The sequence below is a fragment of the Dyella silvatica genome (assembly GCF_026283955.1).
GTDB classification, from domain to species: domain Bacteria; phylum Pseudomonadota; class Gammaproteobacteria; order Xanthomonadales; family Rhodanobacteraceae; genus Dyella_C; species Dyella_C silvatica.
Genome location: NZ_JAPDPE010000039.1, coordinates 13,692 through 39,028, shown reverse-complemented (window position 1 = coordinate 39,028; position 25,337 = coordinate 13,692). Strand labels below are relative to the sequence as shown.

Sequence of the window (25,337 nt, the reverse complement as noted above, 5' to 3'; positions counted from 1 at the left end):
CGCGGCACGAATGCGGGTTGTTGAACTGTATCGAGCGGCAGATCCGGCATGCTCCGGCCGAAACGGTGGGCGTGCTCGACCGGCAGCGCCTGCGGCTGTATGGCATTCATCGCGATATGCATTGCCTGGCTGGAACCACCCACGATTGAACCACGCAGATTTGGACCACAGCTCATCGGGCTTGCCGGGTGAGTTGAAGTAATCGGACGCGGTGGGCGATCACTTTCATCCGAGCCTTTTTGAGACCTGGTCACGCCAAGGGCGAACATATGCATGTCACCGTACAAGACGTCGTGAAGTTCTGGTTCGACTCCGCGAATCAAGCGCATTGGTTCGCCCGGCATGATGCCTTTGATGAGCAAATTCACACCGATTTTGGCGTGGCGCTGCATGCCGCAAGGGCCGGCGAGCTGGAGCACTGGGTCGAGACTCCGACGGGTTGGCTGGCGTTATTGATCTTGCTCGACCAGTTCGGCCGTAACTGCTATCGCAACGATGCGCGTGCCTTTGTCGCCGACGCTCACGCGCAGAAGCTCGCCTGCGCGGGTATCGCACGCGGTCATGATATGGCGCTTGAGCCGCATCAGCGTGTGTTTACTTATCTTCCCCTCGAACATTCTGAAGATCTGCAGCTACAGCAGCGTTCCGTTGGCCTGTTCACGGCACTGTGCGAGCAGGCGGGGCCATCCGATCGGGCGTTATTTGAGAACTATCTCGGCTATGCCCGGCGCCATCATGAAGTGATCGCGCGCTTTGGCCGCTTTCCGCATCGCAATGCGCTGCTGGGCCGTGCCAATACACCAGAAGAAAACGAGTACCTGGCGCAACCCGGGGCAGGTTTCTAAGTTCCGCCTTTATCCCCTCCATCCCCCTTGCAAGGAGTTTCGTTATGCGCCGCTATTTATGGATTGCCATGCTTGTGTGCAGCCTGTCGGCTCAAGCGGCCGATACGTTGCGTATCGGCTCCCAGGTGCTGACAGTGGGGGACAGCGCCGTACGTGCGATCGAGTTGCTCGGCAAGCCGGATTTCAAAGAGCCGGTGGAGGACGGATACGGCGCTTACCGTGGTGAGCGCTGGCAGTATCGAGCCGATCAAGGGCGCATCACCATGGTGACGATCGTCAATGGCAAGGTCAGCGAGATCGAGGATCGTTCGCGCTAAGCGGGTTGGCTTAAGTCGGCAGCGCGACGATTCCTTACAGCGTGCCGCGGTATCCACCGACATCGCCATGCTCGCCTGCTGTTTACTCTGATCAAGCCGCGGGTTGGCGGCTTGATGGTGAGGGATGGCATGTTGCGTTATGGAATGACTTTGCTGCTTCTGTTGAGCGGCACGGTGCATGCCGCAAGTACCTTGCGGGTCGGTAGTCAGGTGCTTGTGGTCGGTGACAGCGCGGCACGCGTGATCGAATTGCTCGGCAGGCCGGCCTACCAGTCGGCAAGCCAATCGAGCGCAAGCCAATCGACCCATGGGGCGAGCAAGAAAACCAGCAGGAAGGCCGCGTCGAAGCCATCGCGGCGAGGTGCGTCGCGTAGCCACTCGCGCAGCCGGGGCCGTGGCGGGGACGGCCAGCGCTCCCGTGGCGAACAATGGCAGTATCGGCGCGACGGTCGCAGCATCATCGTCACCATCGTCGATGGCAAAGTCAGCGATATCCACACCGGTTCGGGTTGAGCCGCTGGGCAGGTGTGGCATCGGCGCAATCTGGCGTTGACGCAGCGTCGCCTGGACCGGCTGTCGCCGTGCACCGCGCCATGGGCATGACCGATGGCAGGGGGATGACGCATGGCCCATGCCGGTGGGTGGGGCCGGATCAATGCTTGCCGATGTGATGCCGCGCGACTCACCCCCGCGCAATCACCCCCTTGCGATGCGAGCCCCCTCGTAGAAGGCATCACAGAAGGTATGGCAAGGCGGGTTTGACCATCGTCCGCTCTCTCCAGCGTGACTCCGCGCTGCGTCTCTGCTCACCCCGGACGCGGCGTTTTTTTTGTTGCGGCTTCAGGCTTGAGCGGGCATTGACAACATAATCCTTATCTCGTGCTTGTTAGGCTCCGTACGGTATTTCGCACGGATCCGTCTTTATGTACGACTATCTCGCCCGACTGCAGCTTTCTGAGCGCCTCATCGGCATCATGACCAATCTCGCTTGCGCACTGCTGATACTGCTGATTGGTATCTGGCTGGCAGCCCGATTGGCCAATTTTGCCCAGCGCGCCATGACGCGTGCCAAGTTTGACGTCACCCTGATCGGTTTTCTGCGCAATCTGATCTACGGTGTCTTGATCGCCGTACTTATCGTGATGGCCTTGCAACAGGCGGGCGTGCCCGGAGCGCCGCTGCTCGCCGCGCTGGGCGCTGGCGGCCTGGCGATTGGCCTGGCTTTGCAAGGCTCGCTGAGCAACTTGGCCTGGGGGGTCTTGCTGATTGTGTTCCGGCCGTTTCGCATTGGTGATTTCATTCGTGCGGGCGGCAACGACGGTACGGTGGAAAGCATCAATCTGATGCACACCACGCTGGTCCTGCTGGATAACAGCGAGGCGGTGGTACCGAATGCGAAGATCGGCGCAGACGCCATCATCAATTTCAATCGCCGTGGCACTCGCCGTATCGAGCTGAGAGTCGGCATCGGCTACAAGGTTGACATCGGTAAGGCGATGAGTTCAGTACAGCAGCTGTTCGAGGCCGACGCCCGCATTTTGACCGACCCCGTCCCCGGCATCTGGACCGAAAGCCTGGGCGACAGCTCGGTGAACCTGGTGCTGCGCGCCTATGTACGCAGTGGTGACGTCTGGGTCGTCCAGGCCGATTTGTTGCGGGCCGTAAAAGAACGCTTCGACGCGGATGGGATCAGCATACCGTTCCCGCAGCGCGAGGTGCGGTTGGTCGATAAGGCGGGAAACGGGGAATAGGGAACGGGGAGCGTGGAGTTCGAGGGGTGATTGCCGCGCGGTGTTCTTTTTGGATCTCTTTTGCTTGTTCTTGTTTTAGCCCTTGCTTTTCTGTTCCTGCTTTTTAGACTTTTCCCCGTTCCCCGTTCCCCGTTCCCCGTTCCCCGTTCCCCGTTCCCCGTTCCTGCATACGTATGCGAATGGAGACTGTCATGGCGATGAAGCCAGACGGCAGCGCAGTCGTTCGCTATGATGTGAAACCTTGCGCGGCCGCTATCCCCGGGCGGCGCGCCATCGCCATCCGTAGGAGAACCCATGGCCGACCTGAAAGAAGCACGCGTCCCCGACATTGGTAGCAGTGACGTACCGGTGATCGAAATCCTGGTCAAGGTAGGCGATACCGTCGCCAAGGATCAGGGCTTGGTGACGTTGGAGTCGGACAAGGCGACGATGGAAGTGCCCGCGCCGTTTGCCGGTGTCATCAAAGAACTCAAGGTGAAGCTGGGCGACGCCCTCTCCGAGGGCAGCGTCATCGCGGTGATCGAGACCGCCGGTGAAGCCAGTGCGCCGGCTCCGGCCAAGGCCGAGGCAGCGGCCGAAGCGAAGCCCGCTGCCGCTGCGCCGGCCCCCGTATTGCCAGTCGAAAAACCCGCGCCGGTCGGTGGCCGCAGTGTGTTGCCAGGCAACGCGCCGGAAGGCGATGTGCCGCCGCAGGTCCGGCCGCCGTTCGATTCGCGCATTGTGATGCCTGGCGATGCTCCCTACGCCAGCCCGGCGATACGCGCTTTTGCCCGCGAGCTGGGCGTGGATATCCATCAGGTCAAGGGTTCCAGCCGTGGCGGCCGTATCGTGCGCGAGGACGTCAGTGCCTACGTCAAGCATGCGCTGGCCTCCGGTGCGCGCCCGACCGGCGCCGCGCAGGCTGCGGTCGGTGGCCTCAATTTGCTGCCATGGCCCAAGGTCGATTTCAGCAAGTTCGGCGAGATCGAAGAAAAGCCGCTGACCCGCATCCAGAAGATTTCCGGCGCCAACCTGGCGCGCAACTGGGCGATGATTCCACACGTCACCCAGCACGACGATGCCGACATCACCGAGCTGGAAGCCTTCCGCAAGAAGCTCGGCGAAGAAAACAAAGACCTCAAGATCACCCCGCTGGTGTTCCAGATCAAGGCGGTGGTCGCGGCGCTAAAGAAGTTCCCGCAGTTCAATGCCTCGCTGGATGAGAGCGGCGAGAAGCTGACCCTGAAGAAGTATTTCAACATCGGTATTGCCGTGGACACGCCCGATGGCCTGGTGGTGCCGGTGATCCGCGATGCCGACAAGAAAGGGCTGCTCGATCTGGCGGTGGAGCTGGGCGAGATCTCCAAGAAGGCGCGCGACAAGAAGCTCGGCCCGGCCGAGATGTCGGGCGGCTGCTTCTCGATTTCTTCGCTGGGTGGCATTGGCGGCACCGGCTTTACGCCGATCGTCAACGCACCCGAGGTGGCGATTCTTGGTGTCTCCAAGGCGCAGATCAAGCCGGTGTGGAATGGCCAGGAGTTTGCGCCCCGGCTGATCCTGCCGCTGTCGCTGTCGTATGACCACCGGGTAATCGATGGCGCGCTGGCCGCACGCTTTGCCGCCTTTCTTGCCATCCAGCTCGGCGATATCCGCCGCCTGCTGCTCTGAGTGGATGACCCAGGCGGTGTCGACAAAGCCTTTGTCTGCATGTTCGACGGCCTGCGCTAGAGCCATTCACCCGGCTCCAGCTGCGGCAGCGGCATGACCCAGAGGCACATCGATATCGCCAGCTCCCCCCATGATGCGAGCGCCATTGTTGACGTTCGCCCCCGTATTTAAGGAAAACAGCATGGCCAACACCCTTGAAATCAAGGTTCCCGATATCGGCGGTCACGACAATGTGCCGGTGATCGAGGTACTGGTGAAAGTGGGCGACAAGGTGGAGAAAGAACAAAGCCTGGTCACGCTGGAGTCGGACAAGGCGACCATGGAGATCCCCTCCAGCGCGGCCGGTGTGATTAAAGAGCTAAAGCTCAAAGTCGGCGATGAGGTGTCCGAGGGCGCGCTGATCGCGGTACTGGAAGTCGCTGGCGCAGTGGCTGCGCCGGCTCCTGCCGACAAGGCCGCCGAGACCAAAGAAGCAAAACCAGCCGCCGCTGCGCCGGCTTCTGCTGCGGCCGCCCCCGTAAGCCCGACACCCAGCGTGAGAGCGGCCAGTGTCAGCGGTCGCAAGGCCGATATCGAATGCCAGTTGCTGGTGCTCGGCTCTGGCCCGGGTGGCTACACCGCGGCATTTCGCGGTGCCGATCTCGGCCTGGATACCGTCTTGGTCGAACGCTACGCCACGCTGGGCGGTGTCTGCCTCAATGTCGGCTGCATCCCCTCCAAAGCGCTGCTGCATGCGGCTGCGGTGATCGATGAAGCAGAGGCGATGGCCGCGCATGGCGTCAGTTTCGGCAAGCCGAAAATCGATATCGACAAGCTACGCAGCTTCAAAGACAAAGTGGTCAAGCAGCTCACCGGTGGCCTCAGCTCGATGGCCAAGCAGCGCAAGGTGCGCACGGTCGAGGGCGTCGGCATGTTTGTGTCGCCGCACGAGCTGGAAGTGCAAACCCAAGAAGGCACCAAGCTGATCCGCTTCGAGCAGGCGATTATCGCGGCGGGTTCGCAGTCGGTGAAGCTGCCCTCGTTCCCCTGGGAGGACGAGCGCATTGTCGATTCCACCGGTGCGTTGGAATTGCCCGATGTACCGAAAAAACTGCTGGTGGTCGGCGGCGGCATCATCGGCCTGGAAATGGCCACCGTCTACGCGGGTCTTGGCAGCGATGTCACCGTGGTGGAGCTGGCCGATCAAATCATCCCCGGTGCCGATACCGACTTGATCCGTCCGCTAGCCAAGCGCCTCGGCCAACGCCTGAAGGGCGTGCATTTGAAAACCAAGGTGGTTGCGGCCACGGCGCAGAAAAAAGGCATCGAGGTCACCTTTGAAGGTGAAAGCATGCCCGAGACCACCGTCTTCGACCGCGTGCTGGTGGCGGTGGGGCGCTCACCGAACGGCGGCAAGATCGGCGCTGAGAAAGCCGGCGTGGCGGTTACCGAGCGTGGCTTTATCAACGTCGATACGCAGATGCGCACCAATGTGCCGCATATCTTCGCCATCGGCGACTTGGTCGGCCAGCCGATGCTGGCACACAAGGCCACGCATGAGGCGAAGGTCGCCGCTGAAGTGGCCGCCGGCCAGAAGAGTCATTTCGATGCGCGGGTGATCCCGTCCGTCGCCTTTACCGACCCGGAGATCGCCTGGGTCGGCGTGACCGAGCGCGAGGCGAAAGAAAAGGGTTTGAAGATCGGCGTCGGCAAATTCCCCTGGGCCGCCAGCGGTCGCGCGATTGGCATCGATCGCACCGAGGGCTTTACCAAGCTGTTGTTCGACGAAGAAACCCACCGCAGTGTCGGTGGCGCCATCGTCGGCCCGCATGCCGGTGATTTGATTTCCGAGGTCGTGCTGGCGATCGAGATGGGCAGCGAGGCATCCGACATCGGCCTGAGCATTCACCCGCACCCGACCCTGGGCGAAACGGTGGGCATGGCGGCCGAGATGTACGAAGGCACCATCACCGATTTGTACATCCCGAAGAAAAAATAATCAGTGTTTGCGAAGGCCTGCCGTGATCGGCGGGCTCTCGCCGGGAAACCCTAGACTTGCACCGATGGCCGCTTGATCAAGCGGCCATTTTGCGTGTGCTGCGGAAGGTGGCTTCGATGACATCCGCGGCATGGCCGAGTGCGGTTGAGCCTGATGTGATCCGGCCTTGCACGGATTGGCAGGCGGCCTTGACCGCCGGCGCGGTTAACAGCTGACGCAGCTTGTCGCTCAATAGGTGAGTGTTTTCGGGCTTATCCAACAAGGCTTTTTCGAGCATCAGCCCGCAGCCCAATTGTTCGATCAGCAGCGCATTGTCGAATTGATCGCTATGGCCGGGCAGTATCAATTGCGGGGTGCCCGTTGCCATCGCCTGCGCCACCGTGCCGATGCCGCCGTGGTGGGCGAGTGCGCTGGCCCGGGGCAGCAGCAAATGCAGCGGCAAATAGGTTTCATGGCGCACGCTGGCAGGCAGGCTGGGCATTTGATCGCTGGCCTGACTCAGGAAAATACCGCGCTGGCCTAGCTGTTGCAGTGCTGCAAGAGCGGTCTCAAAAAAGGCCCGGCAATCCTTCACCATCGTGCCGGGGGTGAAAATAATCGGCGGCGTACCGGCGGCGAGGAAATCTTCCAGGGCGGGAGACAGTTGCGCCTGCGCCGAGTTTTCACTGAACAAGGGAAAGCCGGTAAAGGCCAGCGGACGCGGCCAGTCGGCGGCTGGCTGGCAAAACCACTCGTAGAACAGGCCGATGTTTTGTTGTGGCGAATAGCCCCACTCACTCAAGATGCGACGCGGTGCAGGAATGCCGAGCTGGGCGATCGATTCTTTCATCACCGAGCGAAATACGCGATCCAATACCAGGTATTCCAATGCACGAAATAAACCTTTGCGCAGGCCGCGAGGGAGCTTTCGATAAAGCCTGAGCGATTTGTGTCGCGGCGGGTTTTCGGTGGAGAAAAGATAGGCTGGGGTGAATACCGTGGTCAGGTAAGGCGTGCCGTGCTTCTCTTGCAGCAACCGCGCCACGATCGAAATGACCGGAGGAAAAACCAGGATGGTGTCGTCATCGATATGCTCGGCCATGAGTTCGCACCAGCGCGATATCCACGCCGCGACCCACTGTCGCGCATAGCCGATTTTTGCCAAGACACCCAGGCCGTCGAGCTGGCGCTTGAAGTCTTGCCTCTGCGCATCGTCGAAAATGCTGATGGCGGCGAGATCGAATCGCTGGAACAGTTCCAGATGGTTGGCCGTGGTGACGAATAACACCTGATGCCCGCGTGCGGCCAAGGCCTGACCAATGCCGAGCTGCGGATGCACATCGCCGTGGGTGCCGCCAGCAAACAGGATGGCCTTCATGGTGAACCTTTGCCCATGCCGTGATTACGTATTATGCGAGCAGGTCTTGTCATGATCCGGTGATGCCTGGCTCTGGGGACATGGCATGTTTCATCGTGCTGGATGCCGTGGTTCAGACGGCTATGCTGGTGGCCTGCGTCTAATGAGGTGTGGTCGTTGCGTCGCCGCGTCTTGGTTGGCCGCTGATCTTCCGTTGTGATGAATGGAGACCGCTATGGTTTTGAGTGTATGTATGGCTGGCGCTACCGGCTGGGCCGGCTCGGAACTGGCTCGAGGTATGGCCGGCGCCGATGACCTGGCCTTGGTCGCCGCGGTTTCGCGCACGCATGCGGGGAATCATCTGGGTGCCGTCCTGGGCGAGCAGCGATTGACTGCACCGATCTATGCCGATGCCACACAAGCGCTGGCGCACCGCTGCGATGTATTTGTCGAGTACACCAAGCCGGATATGGCCAAGGCAAATATCCTCACGGCGCTGGAGCACGGTGCGCATGTGGTGGTGGGAACCTCCGGCCTTAGCGATGAGGACTATGCGCAGATCGACGCGGTAGCGCGTCAGCGCCAGCGTGGCGTGCTGGCGTGTGGCAATTTTGCCCTTACCGTGGTGCTACTGCAGAAATTCGCCGAGATGGCGGCCAAGTACATTCCGCAGTGGGAAATCATCGACTACGCCTATGACGGCAAGCCGGACGCGCCCAGCGGCACCGTGCGCGAGCTGGCCGGACGCCTGGGCAAGGTGCGCCAACCGGCGTTGACCGTGCCGTTGGATAAAACGTTGGGTCTGCCCGGCACACGCGGTGCCAATCTGGCCGGCACCCAGGTGCATGCGATTCGCCTGCCGGGCTTTGTCATCGGTGCCGAGGTGATTTTTGGCATGCCGGACCAAACCCTGACCCTGCGTCACAACGCGGGCCAAAGTGCGCGGCCCTATGTGGATGGTGCCTTGCTGGCCATTCGCAAAGTCTCTGGCCTGATCGGCGTGCATCGTGGCCTGGATACCGTGCTGGATATCTAGCCTTTCAACGTCCGTATCACATAGTCGTCTCGCTCCGTGGCTGCTATCGGAGAGAGACATCTGTGCTAGCTCTTGGATTGATCCGTTTCGGTGTGCAGCGCATGTGCCAGCCGGGCTTCCATTTGTTGTAAATGGGATTGGGTTTGCATAGCGGTATCGATCATTTGCCGCAGCACCGCAACAAATTCGACCGGCTGGACGCTGACGCCAAGATTAAGCTCGGTGCGCAGTGTGGCCATGCGCGGCGCAGTGAGAAACAGCGTGCTGTCGTGAGTCATCCAGGCAGCGGCATCGCGCTGGGCCGCGTAAGCGGTTGAGTAGGTGCGCAGGTCATTGACATCCAGCCAGGCGGCGGATTGATTGGCCACAGCGACATCCCAGGCTTGGCTGGCCAGCGTGGGCCAGTCGAGGCTGAGTTTGAACTGATCTTTGTTGGCCTGAATATGCTGGTTGATCGTGGCATCGGGCACGCCACTCTTGATGTCCTGCGTCAGCAGCTCATCCATGTGCTGCAGCGGTTTGAGATGCTCGAAATTATTGTTCAGCGAACTTTGCACGCTGGCCATATTGGCCCGCAGTTCGGCCTCGATCTGCTGGCTGGCGAAAGCCGCGGCATGATTGTGGTGGGTTCGTTCGATCCACTGCTCCAGGCCCAGTGCGGTAAGAATGCTGAGCACGATCATCAAATAGTGCATGGTGAATTCTTTGAGCGAATGCAGCTTGGCTTTCGGTATCTCGACGTGCATGCGGTGTTCCGATGGGCAGGCTAGTAAGGGGGCGGATCGAAGAAGATAAAGCGTAGCGGATCGGTGTTCAGGACGGCGCAAAAAGATCGGGTTGTGCCTCGTAACTGTCGCGATCGACAAAGCCTGCCAGGCCAACGCCGACCAGCCGGTAACGGCTTTCGGCAGGGCGCTCGATACGTTCGCGCAAGGCGCAGGCGATGTCGCTCAGTTGGTTGGCCGAGTAAGGGCGTATCGAGGGTGTGAGGCTGCGAGTCAGGGTGTGGAAGTCGGAGGTTTTCAGCTTGAGCACGACGGTACGTGCGACCCGGCCATGCTCGCGCTCATGGGCGGCCCAGGTTTTTTCTGCCAGCCGTCGAATATGCGGTTCGAGTTCGTCCAGGGTGAGGTCGTGTTCGAAGGTATCTTCTGCCGAGACTTGCAGCGTGGGGCGGTCGGCCTGCACGGTATGCTCGTCGATGCCCTGAGACAATTCATGCAGGCGCCTGCCCCAGCGGCCGAAGCGTTGCTCCAGCTCCAGCGGCGATTGCATGCGCAGCTCGCCGACGGTGGTGATGCCCAGCACGCGCAGTTTGGCCTCCATCACCTTGCCGACGCCGGGCAGGCGGCCGATCTCCAGCGGCGCAAGAAAAGCCTCGACCTGGTGCGGCCGGATCACGAACAGGCCATCGGGCTTGTTCCAGTCCGATGCGATCTTGGCGAGAAATTTGTTTGGCGCCACGCCAGCCGAAGCGGTGAGCTGGGTTTCTTCGCGAATCGCGAAGCGGATCGCCTCGGCGGTCGCGGTGGCCGAAGGCAGTTGGGTTTTGGTGCTCGTCACGTCCAGATAGGCTTCGTCCAGCGACAGCGGCTCAATCAGGTCGGTATGCCGCGAAAAAATGTCGCGCACATGGCGCGATACCGCTTTGTAACGCACAAAATCCGGCGGCACGAAAATCGCGTGCGGACAAAGCCGCTCGGCGCGTACCGCCGGCATCGCCGAGCGCACGCCGAAGATGCGCGCTTCGTAGCTGGCGGCGCAGACCACCGAGCGGGCGCCACGCCATGCCACCACCACCGGTTTGCCGCGCAAGGACGGGTCATCGCGCTGCTCCACCGACGCGTAGAACGCATCCATGTCGACATGCAAAATCTTGCGAGGTGTGGAGGGCACGGGCGCCAGCGTGGAAGAAGTCGAAGGCAATTCTAAAACGGCCTTCGCATCGGGGTCGCGTGCTTGCTTGGAAGGAGGCTTATCCGGTGATCTGAGCGGGCAGGTTGAAGGTGCCTTGCACGGTCTCGATGAAACTGCGCTCCTCGCGCAGGATAAAGCGCTGGGCCTGCGCCATGGCGAAATTTGCCCGGCCTTCGGGATCGCTCTTCAGACGTGTGCGATAGGCCTCGTAAGCGGCCAGGCTGTCGAAGGCGATCAGGCCCCAGGCAATGTCGTTGCTGCCTTCATGGGGCAGGAAGTAACCCACCAGATGGCCGCCGCAGCGAGGAATGATGCGGCCCCAGTTTTCCGCATAGGCTTGGAAGACTTCGCGCTGGAAAGGGTCGATCTGGTAGCGGATCAGACAGGTGATGGACATGGCAAGCGCCGGTGAGAAGGTGCTCCCACCTTACTTACCCGGGCGTGCCGATGTTTCGTCGGTCACCGAAGCTTTTTTGTTGGCGACCGCCCCGGGGTGCCTGATGGGTGTCGGCGTGGCATGAAGTCGCGCTATCGTGCGTGCCACCACGGCCGCGGCGACCCCATGAGTAACGACTCCTCTCCTTCGTATCTACGCCGGCTGGGTACCTGGGATGCCACCGCCATCGTGATTGGCGGGGTGATCGGTGCCGGTATTTTCCGCAGCGCGGCGACGGTGGCAGAGCGCACCGATTCGGGTCTGCAATTGCTGTCGCTATGGGCCGTGGGCGGCTTGCTGACCTTGGCCGGTGTGCTTTGTTACGCCGAGCTGGGTGCGCGACGGCCACAAGCGGGCGGCGTCTATATTTATTTGCGCGAGGCGTTTGGCCAGCTGCCGGCGTTCTTGTTCGGCTGGACCATGGCGCTGATCAACTACCCTGGCAGTGTGGCTGCGGTAGCGACCACCTTTGCCGATTATTTTTGCACCGCGATCGGGCTGCCATTGGCATGGGTGAGGCCCGTGGCGGCGGGGGCGATTGTCTTTATCGTCGGGGTGAATCTGTTTGGCATACGTGCCGGTGCGCGGATGCAGAATCTTTTTACCTTGCTCAAGCTGAGCGCCATCGTGTTGCTGATCGTGACGGGACTGGTGCTGGTGCGCGGTCAGCTGGGCAGCGCCTTGGCGATCGATACGGCCCATCCCGTGCCGGCGTGGTCGTTTCTCGGCGCGCTATTGCCCGTGCTGTTTACCTATGGCGGCTTTCACTACCTCAACGATCTGGCCGGCGAAGTGCATGACCCGCAACGTAGCTTGCCGCGCGCGCTGGGGCTTGGGCTTAGCGTCGTGGTGATTTGTTACGTCTTGGTCAATCTCGCTTACCTCGTTGGACTAGGTCATGCGGGGCTGGCGGCCAGCCAGGCGCCGGCCGCTGATTTGATGCGCCGATGGTTTGGCCCGCATGGCGCAACCTTGATCGCGGTAGGTATTGCGTGTTCCACCTTTGGCTATTGCAGCATCGCCATTGCCGGTGGCGCGCGGGTACTGCAGACGATGGGCGCGGACGGCATGTTTTTCCGGATGGCCGGGCATATCGAACCGCGTACTCGTGCTCCCCAGGTGGCATTGGCGGTGCTTGGCGCATGGGCGATTGTGCATGCTTTTGGCATCGCCACGCTGTTCTGGTATCGACGTCATTTCGCCGATGAGCCTTCGCCGTACCGGGTACCGTTCTATCCGTTGCTGCCCTTGCTTTTCGTCAGCACCGTGTTCGGGGTGATTGTCGCCACCACCATTCATGCCCCGGGCGATGCCGGTATGAGTTTGTTGCTGATCGCGGCAGGTGTGCCGGTGTATTACCTCTGGCGTCGGGTCAATGCATGAACCCAGCCCATCACCGCCTGCGCATTCATCGTGCGCGGGCTGTGTGGCTGCGATAGCTAAAGGCATACTTCGGCCATGAAACGAATCGCTTTGCTCTCTTCGCTTTGTCTGTCTGGGCTGGTGGGTTGCCATGCCTCGACAGAGACCACCGTCGCCGACCTCAGTCAGCCGGCGCTCTCCGCACAGGTGACGTTGCAGCATATGCAGCGCGGTAGCGCGCCTGAGCCGGTGCAAGGCACGACACCGTTGTTGCGCTACACCTTCGAGGCGGCGGCACAGCCGCAGTTGACCATGTTGCCGGCTCAGGGCGATTGGGATTGGTCGCAGCGCGGCGAGCTGCGGCTAACCGTGCAGAACGCAATGCCCTGGGCCGTGGGCTTGAGTGTGGATATCGATGGTATGGGCGACGGCCAGCACCTGCATGCGGCGGTCGGGTTGCCGGCGGGGCCAGTGCAAACGGTAGTCATACCGTTGCAGCCGGTCTCGCCACGCCAGCAAGGCATGCAAGTGGGGCCGCCGATGCCCTTCGACGAACCCGGGCAGCGTGTGCTGTTGGTCACCACGGTGGAAGGTGCGCTCGATCTGCATCATGTACGCGCCGTTCGCGTAAGCATGCCGGCGCCGCAGGCTGCGCAAGCGCTGCTGTTCGGCCGCGTCGACACCGCGGCAGGCAACGCCACTTTGACGCAAGCCTATGCCGGCATCGTCGATGCATGGGGGCAATACACGCGCGGTAGTTGGCCGGAAAAGGTGGATTCCGATGCGGCACTGCGTGCCGCGCAGGTCAAGGCACAGGCCGAGATGGCTGGCGCGAACGCCGTAGCCGGTTCGCTAGACCGTTACGGTGGCCGGAACGCTCAGGCGTTCAAGGCCACCGGCTGGTTTCGCACCGAGCGTAAAGAAGGGCGCTGGCAATTCGTCACGCCGGACGGTCATGCTGGGCGTCAATGCGGTGACTGCCGATGGCGGGCGCAGTTATGTCGAAGGACGTGAGTCGATGTTTCGCGAGCTGCCCGCCGCCAGCGGGGAGTGGGCAGCGTTTTACGGTAGCGGTGATAGCCGTCAAGCCGACGCTGGCTCACGCAGCGGCATAGGCTTTAACCATGGTCGCTGGTTCGACTTTTATGCGGCCAATCTTTATCGCCAGGATGGCAAGCAGGCGGTAGACGCTTGGCGTACGCGCAGTTTGGATCGCCTGCAATCGTGGGGCTTTAACACGCTGGGCGATTGGAGCGATGGGGCCTTGGGTAAGGCGCATCGCCTGGCCTATACCCGCTCTATCGATATCGCCGGTGTGTTCGGCAATGTCTCCAGCGGTTACGACTATTGGGGACGGATGCCTGACCCGTTCGATCCGCGTTTTGCCGTGGCTGCCGACAACGCCGTGGCGAAAGTCGCGAACGAGGTTGGCGATGATTCTTGGTTGCTGGGCTATTTCGCCGATAACGAACTGGCCTGGGCCGGGCAGGGGCCGCAAGGGCGTTGGGGTTTGGCCAAGGGCACCCTGGCTGGCGATGCCAGCAGCAACGCCAAGCAGGCGTTCATCGCCGTATTGAAGAAAAAGTACGGCGAACCGGCCAAACTGGCGGCGGCCTGGGGTATCACCCTGTCGTCATGGGAGGCCTTGAACGCCACGGGTTTTGTCGGCCCCGACCCAAATGAGGCTCATCCGGCGATTGCCGATGACTACAGCGCCTGGCTGCGCCAATACGCCGACACTTATTTCCGTATCGTTGCCGAGGCGATTCAACGGCACGATACCCATCATCTGTTTCTTGGCGGCCGCTTTGCAGTGAACACGCCAGAGGCCGTCGCGGCCTGTGCGCAGTATTGCGATGTGGTGAGCTTCAACACCTATACCGATGTGCCGCAGCACGGCTTTGATGTGTCGGCATTGGCCAAGTCAGGCAAGCCGGCGCTGATCACCGAATTTCATTTTGGCTCGAATGACCGTGGCCCGTTCGGCAGCGGCGTGATTGCGGTCTATAACGAACAACAGCGTGGCGAGGCCTATGCGCGCTTTATCAACGCGGCGGCGAACGATCCGAATATCGTCGGCGCGCATTGGTTCCAGTACACCGATCAGCCGGTGAGCGGTCGTCTGCTCGATGGCGAGAACGCGCACATCGGTTTGGTCGGCATCACTGACATCCCCTTCGGCGGCTTCGTGCATACGGTGCGCGAGGCGAACCGCGCCGTGCGCGCGGCGAAATAGCCTGCGTAGGTTTTCGTCTCACGAGACAGAAGCGAGGGAAAGCGCTTGCTCATGCGCGTCGATGCGCTGACGTAGGGTGTCGACGATGGCGGTCATTTCGCGCAAGGGCTTTTGCGTGGCGATGGTCGTGGCATCCAGGTCATGCAGCAGGCCCGCTGCGCGCAAAGCCTGGTGAAAGCGTTCGATTTTTGCTGGCAGCGGTGCGCTGACAAAGGTGTGCACCGGGCAGCCGACAGCGCAGGCTTCGGAAATCATGTTCACCGAATCGGGTGTGACCACCAGGCGATCGGCCCAGCCCAGTACGCCGGGAAAAGGGTTGCGGCCATCGTCGCGCCCGGCCCAGATCAGGCCGGGGATGCCGGCAAGCATGCTGCGTATCAGCTCCACCGAGGCATGCGGTGTGCGGCGTGAGGCCAGCACCAGCAGACTGCCGCCTGCTTGCTGCTGGCGCGCAAGCAAGCGCTCGGCGAGTCGTTGCGTATAGGCCGCATCGAACGGCATGCCTTTGCGCGGTCCGCCGAGCAGGACGCCGACGCGTGGGCGCGGCAGGTCGACCAGGGTGGGGCAGGCTTCGCGGCCGTCCTCCAGCCATGCGCTGTCAATCGCGTGCAGTGAGCCCAGGGTGTGCAGGACGTTGCCGCCGTCAAGACGATCGTGCTGTGGCGCGATGACGGTATCCCAGTGCGCCGGATCGATCCGCGGGCTGAGGATTTGCACGGTGTAGCAGTGTCCGCCGGACAGCACGCCTAGTCGCCGCGTAAACATGGCCGCCGCCCGGCCGCAGCCTATCGCCAGCCGCGGCCAGGGCGGTGAGAATTGCTCGCGTTGAGGTGGGGCCAGGGCGTAGCGCACGCCGGCGAGCAGCCGCGGCGCGAACCAGGACCACGGCGGTCTCGGCTCTAGGATAAGGTGGCGAATGGGTAATCCCAGTTGCTCGGCCAAGGCCAATGCCTGTCGCTGATTGCCAGCGGCATGATCGGTGATGACCCAGCATTCCCCGTGTAGTCTCATGGTGAAGGCGGTTGGGCGAGCATTGTTTCTTGAAACAGCACAGTACGTTCCTCAAACCGTAGACTTACGTGCTGCCGCACGCGTTTACACTTACCGATCGTAGCGCCCTCCTCGGCGCGTATGTCAAAAAGGATATCTATGAGCGAAATGCTTTCCGAGGCTGCCCTCGATCAGTTGTTCCGTAATGCTCGCACCTTCAATGCTTGGTTGCCCAAAGACGTCAGCGATGAACAATTGCATCAGCTCTATGATCTGGCCAAGCTCGGCCCGACCAGTGCCAACTGCTCGCCGATGCGGGTGGTGTTCGTAAAGTCGAAGGCAGCGAAGGAAAAGCTCTCGCCCTTCATGTCCGACGGCAACCGTGCCAAGACCTTTGCGGCGCCGGTCACGGCGATTATCGCCACCGATCATGAGTTTTACGAACACCTGCCCAAGCTGTTTCCGCATGCGGATGCGCGCAGCTGGTTTGTCGGCAATCAGCCGTTGATCGATACCACGGCTTTTCGCAACGCCAGCCTGCAGGGTGCTTACGTGATTGCGGCGGCACGCTCGCTTGGGCTCGATTGTGGTCCGATGTCCGGCTTCGATGCGGACGGTGTCAACGAGGCATTCTTCGCCGGTAGCAAGATCAAGGCGAACTTCATGATTAATATCGGTTACGGCGATGCCGGCCGTGACTTGTTCCCGCGTAGTCCGCGTCTGTCGTTCGACGAGGCCTGCAAGATCGTCTAATGCTTGTGTGTGCAGGCGGCATAAGCCGTCAGCTTTTAGCAGCCCTACTTTTGGAGGAATACCTGATGCGCGCTTATCGTTATCTTGTTATCGCCGGTTTGCTTGGCGCCGCTGTCACCGCTCATGCCGATCCGGTCACCTACAAGCTTGATCCCGGCCATACCAATGTGCTTTTCAGCTGGAGCCACTTCGGTTTCTCCAACCCGACCGCCAACTTCGGTCTCGGTGACGGCACCTTGGTGTTCGACGAAAAGAACCCGGCCAAATCGTCGGTGGAAGTAACCCTGCCGCTCGCCAACTTGGACACCCACGTGGCCAAGCTCGACGAGCACTTGAAGAAGCCGGACTTCTTCGACGCCGACAAATTCCCCAGCGCCACCTTCAAGAGCACCAAGGTGCAGGCGCTGGGCGGTGGCAAGTTCAAGATCACCGGTGACCTGACCGTGCATGGCGTGACCAAGCCGGTGGTGCTGGATGCCAAGCTCAACAAGGTGGGCGAGCATCCGATGATGAAGGTGCAGGCCATCGGTTTCGATGCCACGACCACCCTGAAGCGTTCTGATTTCGGCATCGGCGCTTATGTGCCGAACGTCAGCGATGAAATCAAAGTGCGCATCACCACCGAAGGCGCCGTGCCGAAGGCCGACGGCGCTCAGTAAGTCGGTTCGTCCGATATGAAAAAGCCCGCGTCAGCGATGACGCGGGCTTTTTTGTGGGAGGGTGAAGCGGGGAGCGTGAGGCTTGCGTCGTGCGGTTAGCGCCGTGTTCCTTTGGATCTCTTTAGGCGCTGGTGCTGTTCTTCAGTCGCTGCTTCTACGCTATTGCCGTTCCCCGTTCCCCGTTCCCCATCAGTTCTTCGTTACGCCCTGATCCTTCAATGCCTCCAGCTTAGACAGATCGACGCTGCTGACAGCTTGCTTGAGCTGGTCGATGCTGTCGGCATGGCCGCTGGCCTGCACCGTGAAGCGCTGGCCGATGATGACGCTGAACTCACCCGTCTTATTGGCGCTGTCCCAGCTCTCGTGAACGAGGCGGCCGGAGTCGTTGTAGGTCTTCTCGTAGCCGTGGTCGGTTTGATTCTCCGACTCACCGGCGAAGTTGCTGGCAATCGCCATCATGCCTTTCATGCTGCCGGTGTCGGATACCTGCAAATCGACGTTATGACCGTTGCCATCGGAGTACTGGGCCTGGGCCTGGGTAACCTGCATGCCCATGGTGTTGGTGCGCCCGGCGGAAGCACTTTCGCGTTTCAGGCCACCCAGCGTCTCGGGCAGAAAAGCCTTGATCTGGTCGACCGGCAGCGATTCCACTTTGGCGTCGCCCGACACCGCGCCCATCATTTTGCCCATGGCCGCTTCCTGGGCGGCGCTGTCGCCTGATTTCTGCGCTGCCTCAAGTTCCTTGCCGGCCTGTTCCGCGCGCTGGCCTACCGCAGCCAGTTTGCCCATGGTGCTGTTCTCATCCAGGGTGACGTTACCGCTGCTGGTGGTGACATGCATGCCACTGATGGCGGCGGTGCCTATCACGCCACCGACGATGATGCCGATGATCCAGCCGAGCACAATGGCGATTACCACGCTTACCGCGGTGTAGCCGGCGGCTTTTTCCGGCGCGGCTTTCATGGTGTGCGGCAGGGCCAGGTACAGCAGGTAAATGGAGTACACCCCGCCGAGAATACCGATCAGCCAGCCCAGCCAGGGCACGATGGTGGCGATATTGGCGACCCAGTAGGCGGTCCAGGCATAGGCGACGGTCTTCAGCGCCTGTACCGGGTCTTTCTGGCCGCCGAAGCTCGGTGCCAAGGCATTGATGATCAGCGACATGACATAGGTCAGGACCAGGCTCAGGGCATAGCCCAGCACCATGCCGACGATGCCCATGCCGAAGGGCGTACGCACGGTCACCCCAAACAGGCTGAAGCCGATCAGACTGCCTTTGATAAACCCGGCGATCACAGGCAGTGCCGCCACGATGGCGATATAGCCGCTATACAAGCCGCTCACGCTGGCCGGTTCGGCCGCGATCACGGGCCATTCGGTCTGTGGCGTGGTCAAGACAGCCTTGACCCGCGCGATGATCTTTGCGAAATCCACGATATTCCCCTCAGGCAAATGGCCGACGCCCCGCGCCGGCCGACAAATACTGGGTCAGCTCCATGACAATCTGTATGACCGTTCCGGCGCCGCCGTAGGGTCAGTGTCTTCCTTACCCCGGAGAAGCCCGGGCGGGTGCAGCCTGCTACCATCTACGACCCGATGTCCAGTCTGGAGTTTGTCCCATGTCGCGTTCCCCTGCCGCGGCCGCACCGCTGATCCCGGCAAATGCCGAAAATCGTTACGAAGTGACGCGCGCCGACCTGCCGCTGTCCTGCCCGATGCCCGGCATGGCGCTGTGGAATTCGCACCCGAAGGTCTATTTGCCGATCGTCGATGACGGCGGTGAGTCGAAATGTCCTTATTGTGGCGCCTATTACGTCCTGCGTGACTGACGATTGAATCGGGATGAATAGCCGGGATACCCGCGCTAGCGAGGTTTCGGCATGATTGCTGCTTGCGCAGTGGGATGAAGGTTTTTATCGAGTCCATGTCCACCGTCGCCACGCCCATCAGGACGCTGACTGTCGTCCAGCTGATTCCTGCATTGCATTCGGGCGGCGCGGAGCGTTCGGTGCTGGAAATCGGCAGCGCACTGGTCAAGGCCGGTCACCGCTCCGTGGTGATTTCGGCGGGCGGGCGGCTGGTCAAGCAGCTGCAGGCTGAAGGCAGCGAACACATCACGCTGGATATCGGCAGTAAATCCTTGCTTACATTGACCCGGCTTGGCGCCTTGCGCCGTCTATTGCGCGAGCTGAAGCCGGATATCGTGCACGCGCGTTCACGGCTGCCGGCATGGCTGGGCTGGTGGGCGATGAAGGGTCTTCAACCGGCGGCCCATTTCATTACCACGGTGCATGGGCTCAATTCGCCCGGCCGCTATAGCGGCATCTTGTTGCGTGGCGAACGGGTGATTGCCGTCTCTCAGACCCTGCGTGATTTTGTGCTCAGTCACTACCGCTGGCTGGAGCCGGGGCGGGTACGGGTGATTCCACGCGGCATCGACCCGGAGGCGTTTCCCTACGGGCATCGGCCGGACGATGCTTGGCAAAAGGCATTCTTTGCCGAATATCCAGCCTTGGCCGGTGCGCCTGTGTTGACCTTGCCTGGGCGCGGCACACGCCTGAAAGGGCATCACGACGCCATCGCCCTGCTGGCAGAATTGAAGCGGCGCGGCATCGATGCGCGTTTGCTGTTGCTAGGTGTGATTGAGCCGGGGCGCGAGGCTTATGTGCAGGAATTGCGTGAGTTGATCGCGGCCAGCGACCTGAGCTCGCAAGTGGTGCTGACCCCGGCGCGTACCGACGTACGCGATATCTACGCGGTTTCGGCGCTGGTGTTGCAGCTTTCCAATAAGCCCGAATCGTTCGGTCGCACGGTGATCGAGGCCTTGTCGCTATGCCGGCCGGTGCTCGGCTATGCGCATGGTGGCGTTGGTGAATTGCTGGCGGAGTTGTATCCCGCCGGCCGAGTGCCGCTTGGCGATAAAGAGCGTTTGGTAGAGCGGGCCGCCGAGCTCTTGCGTGTGGCGCCACCCATTCCGATGCTACAAAGCTACCGCTTGACCGATATGCAGCAGACCACCCTGGCGCTGTATGACGAAGTAGTCGCGTAGGTCGGGTCCAGGTTGGGCTGAGTACCGCTATGCCCAACATTCGGCGCGCACGATCATCCGAATGCGCCACGCCCCCTACAATGCGTAAGCCCCATTAACCCGGTTGCCGCATGAGTTCGTTTTCCCAGTCACTAAAGGCCGCCTTACGCTCGCCGCTATTGCCGTTCTGGCTGGTGGTCGCCTTGCTGCCGTTTGGGCGCAGCGCCGAATTGGGTACGTTTCTGTGTTTGATCGGCGTCGTGCTGCTATTGGTACGCCACCCGCGCGCGCTGCATGAACATGCCGGCGCGCAACTGTTGTTGTGCCTGCTTGGCGCTTATATCGGCGCGGCGCTGATCTCGGCGCCCGGTTCGGCCGCACCGGGTAAGAGCTGGTCCACCGTGGCTGGGTTGCTGCGCTACGTTCCGTTGGGCCTTTATGCCTGTTTCGCGATACGGCGTGAAGAAAAGCTCTCCGCGTTGTACATGGCCATTGCCGCTGTCCTGGCCGTGTGGGTAGTCGATGCCTGGGTGCAGGCACTGACCGGTTGGAGCCTGGGCGGGCGCGCCGAGGCTGAGCGTATTTCGGGCATTTTTGGCGCCACCAATCTCAAGCTGGGCCCGGCGCTGTCGGTGTTATCGCCGTTCGCCTTGTGGGCGGCACGTCGCCACTGGGGGCTGAAGGGGTTGCTGCTGGCCTGGTTGGCTATGCTGGGGCCGGTGCTGTTGTCAGGGTCGCGCGCGTCCTGGCTTTGCTATGGGCTGGTGGCGCTGGGCTTTGCCTGGTGCGAAGCCGGTTCGCTGAAGCGTTTTGTGGCGTGGTGCGCTGGCGGCATCGTTTTGTTGGCTCTCGCCGGTAGCCTCGCCTGGCATACGTCGGAGCGCTTTCATGCATGGCCGAGGCGCATCCGCTCAACGGTGTGGGGGTGCGCGCCTATCGCTATGTCTATCCGCAGTTTGCGCCGGCCAATGATCACTTTGTGATTGACGAATCCTGTGGCGAGGGCGAGGGCGCCTGTCATGCGCACCAGTTGATATTGGAAGTGCTGACCGAAACCGGGGGGCTAGGCCTGCTGCTGTGGCTGGCCGGCGCGGCGCTGGCTTTGCGCGCATGGTGGCGAGTCGGCGCGGCGGCACGGGCGCGGGCTTTTCCCGCCACCCTGGCGCTGGCCGTGATGTTGTTTCCGTTGAATACCCATTTGGCCTTCTATTCGGCATGGTGGGGTTTGCTGTTCGCGTGGCTGCTTGGCTTATGGTGTGCCGCGCTTTATGTCTTGCCAAAGGAGGAGTCGCCGCATGGCGCGTGAACCGCTATCGGTGGTGATCATCACCTATAACAACGGCGGCACGCTGGATGCCTGCCTGCGCGGCGTGACCTGGGCCGATGAGATTGTCGTGCTCGATTCGGGCTCGACCGACGATACCGTGGCCATCGCCCAGCGTTATGGGGCTCGCGTTTCGGTACATCCCTTTGACGAATTCGGCCCGCAGAAACAGCGCGCCTACGACCTCGCCTCGAACGACTGGATACTTAATCTGGATGCCGATGAAACCTTGTCGGCAGGCACCCGCGAGGTGATTGAACACGCCTTGGTGGCACCGCGCTATGCGGGCTATCGCCTGCCACGCCGCGAACTGCTGTTCTGGAAAGTGCAGCATCGCTGGGGTCGCCGCAACGGCTTGCTGCGGCTTTTCGACCGGCGCCACGGTCGGATGAATCACGTCGAGGTGCATTCGGCAGTGGAGCTCGATGGCCCGGTGAAAACACTGCGGCGCGCTGACTTTGTCAATCACGGCGATGTCGATATCAGCACACGGATGAACAAGATCAACGGCTATACCACCCGGATGGTGGCGCATAAGCTACGCAAAAAGCAGCGTTTCACCGGCCTGCGCAGGGTGTTTTATCCGCCCTGGTTCTTTGTGCGCCAATACATCGGCAAGCGTTACTTCCTGGACGGCTGGGCGGGCTTCATCGCCAGCATGACTGGGGCTTTCTACGTGTTTTTGAAGTACGCCAAATTACATGAGGCCCGGCAAGTCGCGGCTCTGCGCAAAAGGGCTGGCGATCGTTAGCCTATGGCGCGGTGGGTTGGTGTCGTCGGGTTCTTGCTGATCGATTGAATGCGATGGATTCAGCGTTCATTTATTTGCATGGAACGACTGAGGTAATTAATTGCGGTGACGCAATTCATTGCGTTAGATAAGCCTTGGGCAATAGCACCAATCCGGTGTGAATTCGAGGTGAATTGCGGTTATTCGACGAAATATATTGCGTCAATAAAGTCATGCGCCGATGGGTTCGGAAAATAGCCGCTTTCTTGATGCATCTTATTGATTGATTGTGTCTTGTTTGCCGATCGGTGCATTGCACGGATAAATCACTTCATGCGCATTGCGATTTTCTGACAGATATTCCTACACTCCAAATGGATGTTTGCGGAGCCTGTGCGGTGAGCGGCGGTTGGGGGCTGCTGCTTGCCTCATCGATATAGACATGTGGCACTCCTTTGAAGGAGCCCGCGCTGACCGGATGGCGGCGCGCTGGATATTTTTGTCTTTGATTTTCTATGCCTGAGCATGAAAGGAGGTTGTGAAGTCGCAAGTGAGCAGATCGGTGCGTTGGAGAATTTCAAAACAGGGGTCCCGCTTTTTCATTGAAAGTTTCCAGGAGAATTACATGCGAAACGAGTATCTGATGCTGTGTGCTTCCATCGCCGTAGCTATCGCCGGGCTACCCGTAGCCGCCATGGCGCAGCCGGCTACATCAACCAACGCGGCGATTGCCGATCTAAATACGGTAGAAATGCCGCGCGTGACCAAGACCGTCGACAGCAGTGTTTTATCGACGGTCGCGCAGAGTCATCTGGGACTGCTCGCCAAGACCACGCCGACGGCGGTGGTTGCCGACTCCACGCCGATGAATCATATGCAGCTGATCCTTCAGCGCAGTGCGTTGCGCGAAGGGGCGTTGAATGCATTGATCTCGGCCCAGCACGATCCTAAATCACCCAAATTTCATACTTGGCTGACGCCGCAGGAATACGGCGCGACCTTTGGTGTCGCCGAGGTGGATATTGCCGCGGTGAAGTCCTGGCTCAGCTCACAGGGGTTCACCGTACATGGTGTTTATCCGAACAAGATGCAGATCGATTTCAGCGGTACCGCGGGGATGGTCAAGCGCGCGTTCCACACCCAGGAAAATCATTACACGCTCAACAAAGTCAGTCACATCGCGAATGCGAGCGATATCAGCGTACCCACCGCGTTGAAAGATGTGGTGGTCGGCGTCGCGGGCCTGAATGACTTGCGCCCGCAGGCCTTGCATGTGGCGCCGAAGATCGCGCAATTCGATGCGACCAGCCAGAAGTTCAAGATCACGCAGCCGGCGACCGTGCACAATCTGGTGGCGAACCCCGAGGCCGTCAGCTTCCAGGGTGGTGTACGCGGCTTGGTGCCCTATGACACGGCCAAGATGTATGGCGTCGATCAGCTGCGGGCCAGCGGTATTACCGGCAAGGGCATCACCATTGCGGTGGTCGAAGACGGTTCGATGGTGCCGGCGGACTGGACCAATTTCGTCAGCCAATTCAATCTGGCCAGCTACGGTGGCACGTTTGCGCAGATCCAGCCGCAGGCGACGCCGGCGATGGTCAACTGCATTGACCCGACCATCGCCAACCCCGGCGAAGACGACACCGAAACGCTGTTGGATGCGGAGTGGTCGACGGCGATCGCGCCGGGCGCCAACATTGTGGTCGCCAGCTGCGACGACTCCAATGGCAAGAACTTCTTCGGTGGCGTATTTACCGCGGCGACGAACCTGATCAATGGGGCGAGCCGACCCAACGTGATCAGCGCCAGCTACGGCTACGGCGAGGGCTTTGTCGATGCGGCCAGCAAGACCGCGATCGACCTGATGTGGGCGCAAGCCGATGTAGAGGGTATTTCGGTGTTCGTCTCAACCGGCGACTCCGGCACCAATCCGAGCTTCAACGGCAGTGTGATTTCGGGCGCGGGACTCGACGCCAATGCTTTCGCCACTTCGCCGAATGTGACGGGCGTGGGCGGTACGGATACGGCTGACGTGCTCGACAAGACCAGCAGCAAGTACTTCAGCAAAACGACCAATTCGGAATACGGCTCGGCGCTTTCGTATATCCCTGAGATCCCATGGAATCAGTCGTGTGGTAACTCGTTGGCGGCCAAATTCGCGGGTCAGCCCAGCGCGCTGGAATTCTGCAAGCAGTACCTGACCTACGATCCCTATGGTTACTACGTCACGTCCGAATCGGGCAGCGGCGGCCCGTCGTCGGTCGACCGCAAGCCGGCCTGGCAGCGGCAGGTGCATAACGCGGCGAAAGATCAGTCGCGCGATCTCCCGGATGTGTCTTTGTTCGCCGGCTCGTATGGCGGTTACACCTGGGTCATCATTTGCACTGCGGCCAACCCCTGTGTGCCGGGGTTCACTGCACCGGTCAGTCTTGAAGGCGGCACCTCGTTGTCTTCGCCGATGTTTGCCGGTATCCAGGCGCTGATCGATCAGGGTCTGGCCGCAAGTGGCCTGCCGGCTTACCAAGGCAATGCCGCGCCCACCCTGTATGCGCTGGCAGCGCAGGAATACGGCGGTGCAACGGGTGGTACGCCGGCTTCGCTGGATACCTGCAACTCCGATAATGGCGCCAAAGGCACCGGCAAGTGCGTGTTCCACAATGTGACGCGCAGTGGCATTTCCACTCAGTGCATCCAGCAGCTGCCAGGCGTGGTCACGGCAGACTGCTACTTCTATGGAACGATTCAGAACTTCCAGGGATTGTATGGTCCGGTGCAGGTGGGCCTGACCTCGAGCAGCGCCACGGCATATACACCCAAGACGACGGCTTACTCATCCCAGCAGGGCTGGAGTTTTGCGGCCGGGCTGGGCTCGGTGAATGCCAAGAATCTGCTGACTGCTTGGAAGGCATTCGACAACGCACCATGATGGGGTCTGATGCATGACCCATACCCCTGGCGGCTTCCTGCCGCCGGGGGATTTGCAGGAGCGATG

The 25,337-nt window shown here is 61.0% G+C and carries 22 protein-coding genes and 1 pseudogene; 17 read left to right on the top strand and 6 right to left on the bottom strand.

Translation table 11 applies throughout. From position 1 onward, the window contains the following. Window positions 1–269: 269 nt before the first annotated feature. The 6 genes from OUZ52_RS09840 to lpdA all read left to right on the top strand — a co-directional run bounded on the left by OUZ52_RS09840 (window position 270) and on the right by lpdA (window position 6,538). Window positions 270–845: a DUF924 family protein gene (locus tag OUZ52_RS09840; protein ID WP_266158211.1), complete on the top strand. Its 576-nt coding sequence runs from the start codon at window positions 270–272 to the stop codon at window positions 843–845. Between the two features lie 44 nt (window positions 846–889). Then, entirely contained in the window at window positions 890–1,162 is a 273-nt protein-coding gene (locus OUZ52_RS09835) for a DUF2845 domain-containing protein (RefSeq protein ID WP_266158210.1), read from the top strand. Window positions 1,163–1,306: 144 nt separating this feature from the next. Continuing rightward, window positions 1,307–1,675: a DUF2845 domain-containing protein gene (locus OUZ52_RS09830; RefSeq protein ID WP_266158209.1), complete on the top strand. Its 369-nt coding sequence runs from the start codon at window positions 1,307–1,309 to the stop codon at window positions 1,673–1,675. 410 nt (window positions 1,676–2,085) lie between these two features. Beyond that, window positions 2,086–2,913 (top strand): mechanosensitive ion channel family protein, encoded by an 828-nt coding sequence (locus tag OUZ52_RS09825; protein WP_266158208.1) that lies wholly within the window; start codon window positions 2,086–2,088, stop codon window positions 2,911–2,913. A 294-nt stretch (window positions 2,914–3,207) separates the two neighbouring features. Then, complete coding sequence (gene aceF / locus OUZ52_RS09820) at window positions 3,208–4,560, top strand: dihydrolipoyllysine-residue acetyltransferase (protein ID WP_425493826.1); 1,353 nt, start codon at window positions 3,208–3,210, stop codon at window positions 4,558–4,560. A 181-nt stretch (window positions 4,561–4,741) separates the two neighbouring features. Further along, entirely contained in the window at window positions 4,742–6,538 is a 1,797-nt protein-coding gene (gene lpdA, locus OUZ52_RS09815) for a dihydrolipoyl dehydrogenase (protein WP_266158207.1), read from the top strand. A 76-nt stretch (window positions 6,539–6,614) separates the two neighbouring features. Here lpdA and OUZ52_RS09810 read toward each other — a convergent pair whose 3' ends face one another. After that, window positions 6,615–7,895 (bottom strand): nucleotide disphospho-sugar-binding domain-containing protein, encoded by a 1,281-nt coding sequence (locus OUZ52_RS09810; RefSeq protein WP_266158206.1) that lies wholly within the window; start codon window positions 7,893–7,895, stop codon window positions 6,615–6,617. 214 nt (window positions 7,896–8,109) lie between these two features. On the opposite strand from OUZ52_RS09810, the gene dapB reads away from it, so the two are divergent. Next, complete coding sequence (dapB, locus tag OUZ52_RS09805) at window positions 8,110–8,910, top strand: 4-hydroxy-tetrahydrodipicolinate reductase (protein WP_266158205.1); 801 nt, start codon at window positions 8,110–8,112, stop codon at window positions 8,908–8,910. Window positions 8,911–8,975: 65 nt separating this feature from the next. Here dapB and OUZ52_RS09800 read toward each other — a convergent pair whose 3' ends face one another. The 3 genes from OUZ52_RS09800 to OUZ52_RS09790 all read right to left on the bottom strand — a co-directional run bounded on the left by OUZ52_RS09800 (window position 8,976) and on the right by OUZ52_RS09790 (window position 11,224). Then, window positions 8,976–9,656: a hypothetical protein gene (locus OUZ52_RS09800; protein ID WP_266158204.1), complete on the bottom strand. Its 681-nt coding sequence runs from the start codon at window positions 9,654–9,656 to the stop codon at window positions 8,976–8,978. 67 nt (window positions 9,657–9,723) lie between these two features. Then, on the bottom strand, window positions 9,724–10,806 hold the full coding sequence (gene dinB / locus OUZ52_RS09795; RefSeq protein ID WP_266158203.1) for a DNA polymerase IV: 1,083 nt from the start codon (window positions 10,804–10,806) through the stop codon (window positions 9,724–9,726). A 79-nt stretch (window positions 10,807–10,885) separates the two neighbouring features. Then, complete coding sequence (locus tag OUZ52_RS09790; RefSeq protein ID WP_266158202.1) at window positions 10,886–11,224, bottom strand: NIPSNAP family protein; 339 nt, start codon at window positions 11,222–11,224, stop codon at window positions 10,886–10,888. Window positions 11,225–11,389: 165 nt separating this feature from the next. Between OUZ52_RS09790 and OUZ52_RS09785 the strand changes: the two genes are divergently transcribed. From OUZ52_RS09785 to OUZ52_RS22850, 3 genes are all read left to right on the top strand, one after another. Then, window positions 11,390–12,646: an APC family permease gene (locus OUZ52_RS09785; protein ID WP_266158201.1), complete on the top strand. Its 1,257-nt coding sequence runs from the start codon at window positions 11,390–11,392 to the stop codon at window positions 12,644–12,646. Window positions 12,647–12,721: 75 nt separating this feature from the next. Then, the gene (locus OUZ52_RS22855) at window positions 12,722–13,639 is read left to right on the top strand and encodes a hypothetical protein (RefSeq protein WP_323135333.1); all 918 of its coding nucleotides are present in this window, start codon (window positions 12,722–12,724) and stop codon (window positions 13,637–13,639) included. Then, window positions 13,581–14,861 (top strand): hypothetical protein, encoded by a 1,281-nt coding sequence (locus OUZ52_RS22850; protein ID WP_323135332.1) that lies wholly within the window; start codon window positions 13,581–13,583, stop codon window positions 14,859–14,861. Before OUZ52_RS22855 ends, OUZ52_RS22850 begins: the two co-directional genes overlap by 59 nt. 18 nt (window positions 14,862–14,879) lie before the next feature. Here OUZ52_RS22850 and OUZ52_RS09775 read toward each other — a convergent pair whose 3' ends face one another. Continuing rightward, window positions 14,880–15,872 carry a mitochondrial fission ELM1 family protein gene (locus OUZ52_RS09775; protein WP_266158200.1) on the bottom strand — a complete coding sequence of 331 codons (993 nt, stop codon included), beginning with the start codon at window positions 15,870–15,872 and terminating at the stop codon, window positions 14,880–14,882. 138 nt (window positions 15,873–16,010) lie between these two features. On the opposite strand from OUZ52_RS09775, the gene OUZ52_RS09770 reads away from it, so the two are divergent. Then, window positions 16,011–16,604 carry a malonic semialdehyde reductase gene (locus OUZ52_RS09770; RefSeq protein WP_266158199.1) on the top strand — a complete coding sequence of 198 codons (594 nt, stop codon included), beginning with the start codon at window positions 16,011–16,013 and terminating at the stop codon, window positions 16,602–16,604. A gap of 65 nt (window positions 16,605–16,669) precedes the next feature. After that, window positions 16,670–17,263 (top strand): YceI family protein, encoded by a 594-nt coding sequence (locus tag OUZ52_RS09765; RefSeq protein ID WP_266158198.1) that lies wholly within the window; start codon window positions 16,670–16,672, stop codon window positions 17,261–17,263. A 189-nt stretch (window positions 17,264–17,452) separates the two neighbouring features. On the opposite strand, the gene OUZ52_RS09760 is transcribed toward OUZ52_RS09765, so the two are convergent. Then, on the bottom strand, window positions 17,453–18,697 hold the full coding sequence (locus OUZ52_RS09760) for a Yip1 family protein (protein WP_266158197.1): 1,245 nt from the start codon (window positions 18,695–18,697) through the stop codon (window positions 17,453–17,455). Window positions 18,698–18,882: 185 nt separating this feature from the next. On the opposite strand from OUZ52_RS09760, the gene OUZ52_RS09755 reads away from it, so the two are divergent. From OUZ52_RS09755 to OUZ52_RS09735, 5 genes and pseudogenes are all read left to right on the top strand, one after another. Then, the gene (locus OUZ52_RS09755) at window positions 18,883–19,092 is read left to right on the top strand and encodes a zinc-finger domain-containing protein (RefSeq protein WP_266158196.1); all 210 of its coding nucleotides are present in this window, start codon (window positions 18,883–18,885) and stop codon (window positions 19,090–19,092) included. 95 nt (window positions 19,093–19,187) lie between these two features. Further along, window positions 19,188–20,312, top strand: a complete 1,125-nt coding sequence (locus OUZ52_RS09750) for a glycosyltransferase (protein ID WP_266158195.1) — start codon at window positions 19,188–19,190, stop codon at window positions 20,310–20,312. Between the two features lie 110 nt (window positions 20,313–20,422). Further along, a pseudogene (locus OUZ52_RS09745) lies at window positions 20,423–21,597 on the top strand (O-antigen ligase family protein). Then, window positions 21,587–22,366, top strand: coding sequence for a glycosyltransferase family 2 protein (locus tag OUZ52_RS09740; protein ID WP_266158194.1), 780 nt, complete (start codon window positions 21,587–21,589; stop codon window positions 22,364–22,366). Before OUZ52_RS09745 ends, OUZ52_RS09740 begins: the two are co-directional and overlap by 11 nt. A gap of 604 nt (window positions 22,367–22,970) precedes the next feature. Next, window positions 22,971–25,271, top strand: coding sequence for a S53 family peptidase (locus tag OUZ52_RS09735; protein ID WP_266158193.1), 2,301 nt, complete (start codon window positions 22,971–22,973; stop codon window positions 25,269–25,271). The last annotated feature ends 66 nt before the right edge of the window (window positions 25,272–25,337 follow it).

Bases quoted from the DNA above. Each gene is read 5' to 3' on its own strand.
- OUZ52_RS09765 (WP_266158198.1), top strand. From the start codon at position 16,670: ATGCGCGCTTATCGTTATCTTGTTATCGCCGGTTTGCTTGGCGCCGCT.
- OUZ52_RS09740 (WP_266158194.1), top strand. From the start codon at position 21,587: ATGGCGCGTGAACCGCTATCGGTGGTGATCATCACCTATAACAACGGC.
- lpdA (WP_266158207.1), top strand. From the start codon at position 4,742: ATGGCCAACACCCTTGAAATCAAGGTTCCCGATATCGGCGGTCACGAC.
- OUZ52_RS09770 (WP_266158199.1), top strand. From the start codon at position 16,011: ATGAGCGAAATGCTTTCCGAGGCTGCCCTCGATCAGTTGTTCCGTAAT.
- OUZ52_RS09790 (WP_266158202.1), bottom strand. From the start codon at position 11,224: ATGTCCATCACCTGTCTGATCCGCTACCAGATCGACCCTTTCCAGCGC.
- aceF (WP_425493826.1), top strand. From the start codon at position 3,208: ATGGCCGACCTGAAAGAAGCACGCGTCCCCGACATTGGTAGCAGTGAC.
- OUZ52_RS09750 (WP_266158195.1), top strand. From the start codon at position 19,188: ATGTCCACCGTCGCCACGCCCATCAGGACGCTGACTGTCGTCCAGCTG.
- OUZ52_RS22850 (WP_323135332.1), top strand. From the start codon at position 13,581: ATGCTGGGCGTCAATGCGGTGACTGCCGATGGCGGGCGCAGTTATGTC.
- OUZ52_RS09840 (WP_266158211.1), top strand. From the start codon at position 270: ATGCATGTCACCGTACAAGACGTCGTGAAGTTCTGGTTCGACTCCGCG.
- OUZ52_RS09825 (WP_266158208.1), top strand. From the start codon at position 2,086: ATGTACGACTATCTCGCCCGACTGCAGCTTTCTGAGCGCCTCATCGGC.
- OUZ52_RS09785 (WP_266158201.1), top strand. From the start codon at position 11,390: ATGAGTAACGACTCCTCTCCTTCGTATCTACGCCGGCTGGGTACCTGG.
- OUZ52_RS22855 (WP_323135333.1), top strand. From the start codon at position 12,722: ATGAAACGAATCGCTTTGCTCTCTTCGCTTTGTCTGTCTGGGCTGGTG.
- OUZ52_RS09735 (WP_266158193.1), top strand. From the start codon at position 22,971: ATGCGAAACGAGTATCTGATGCTGTGTGCTTCCATCGCCGTAGCTATC.
- OUZ52_RS09810 (WP_266158206.1), bottom strand. From the start codon at position 7,895: ATGAAGGCCATCCTGTTTGCTGGCGGCACCCACGGCGATGTGCATCCG.
- dapB (WP_266158205.1), top strand. From the start codon at position 8,110: ATGGTTTTGAGTGTATGTATGGCTGGCGCTACCGGCTGGGCCGGCTCG.
- OUZ52_RS09835 (WP_266158210.1), top strand. From the start codon at position 890: ATGCGCCGCTATTTATGGATTGCCATGCTTGTGTGCAGCCTGTCGGCT.
- OUZ52_RS09800 (WP_266158204.1), bottom strand. From the start codon at position 9,656: ATGCACGTCGAGATACCGAAAGCCAAGCTGCATTCGCTCAAAGAATTC.
- OUZ52_RS09830 (WP_266158209.1), top strand. From the start codon at position 1,307: ATGACTTTGCTGCTTCTGTTGAGCGGCACGGTGCATGCCGCAAGTACC.
- OUZ52_RS09755 (WP_266158196.1), top strand. From the start codon at position 18,883: ATGTCGCGTTCCCCTGCCGCGGCCGCACCGCTGATCCCGGCAAATGCC.
- OUZ52_RS09775 (WP_266158200.1), bottom strand. From the start codon at position 15,872: ATGAGACTACACGGGGAATGCTGGGTCATCACCGATCATGCCGCTGGC.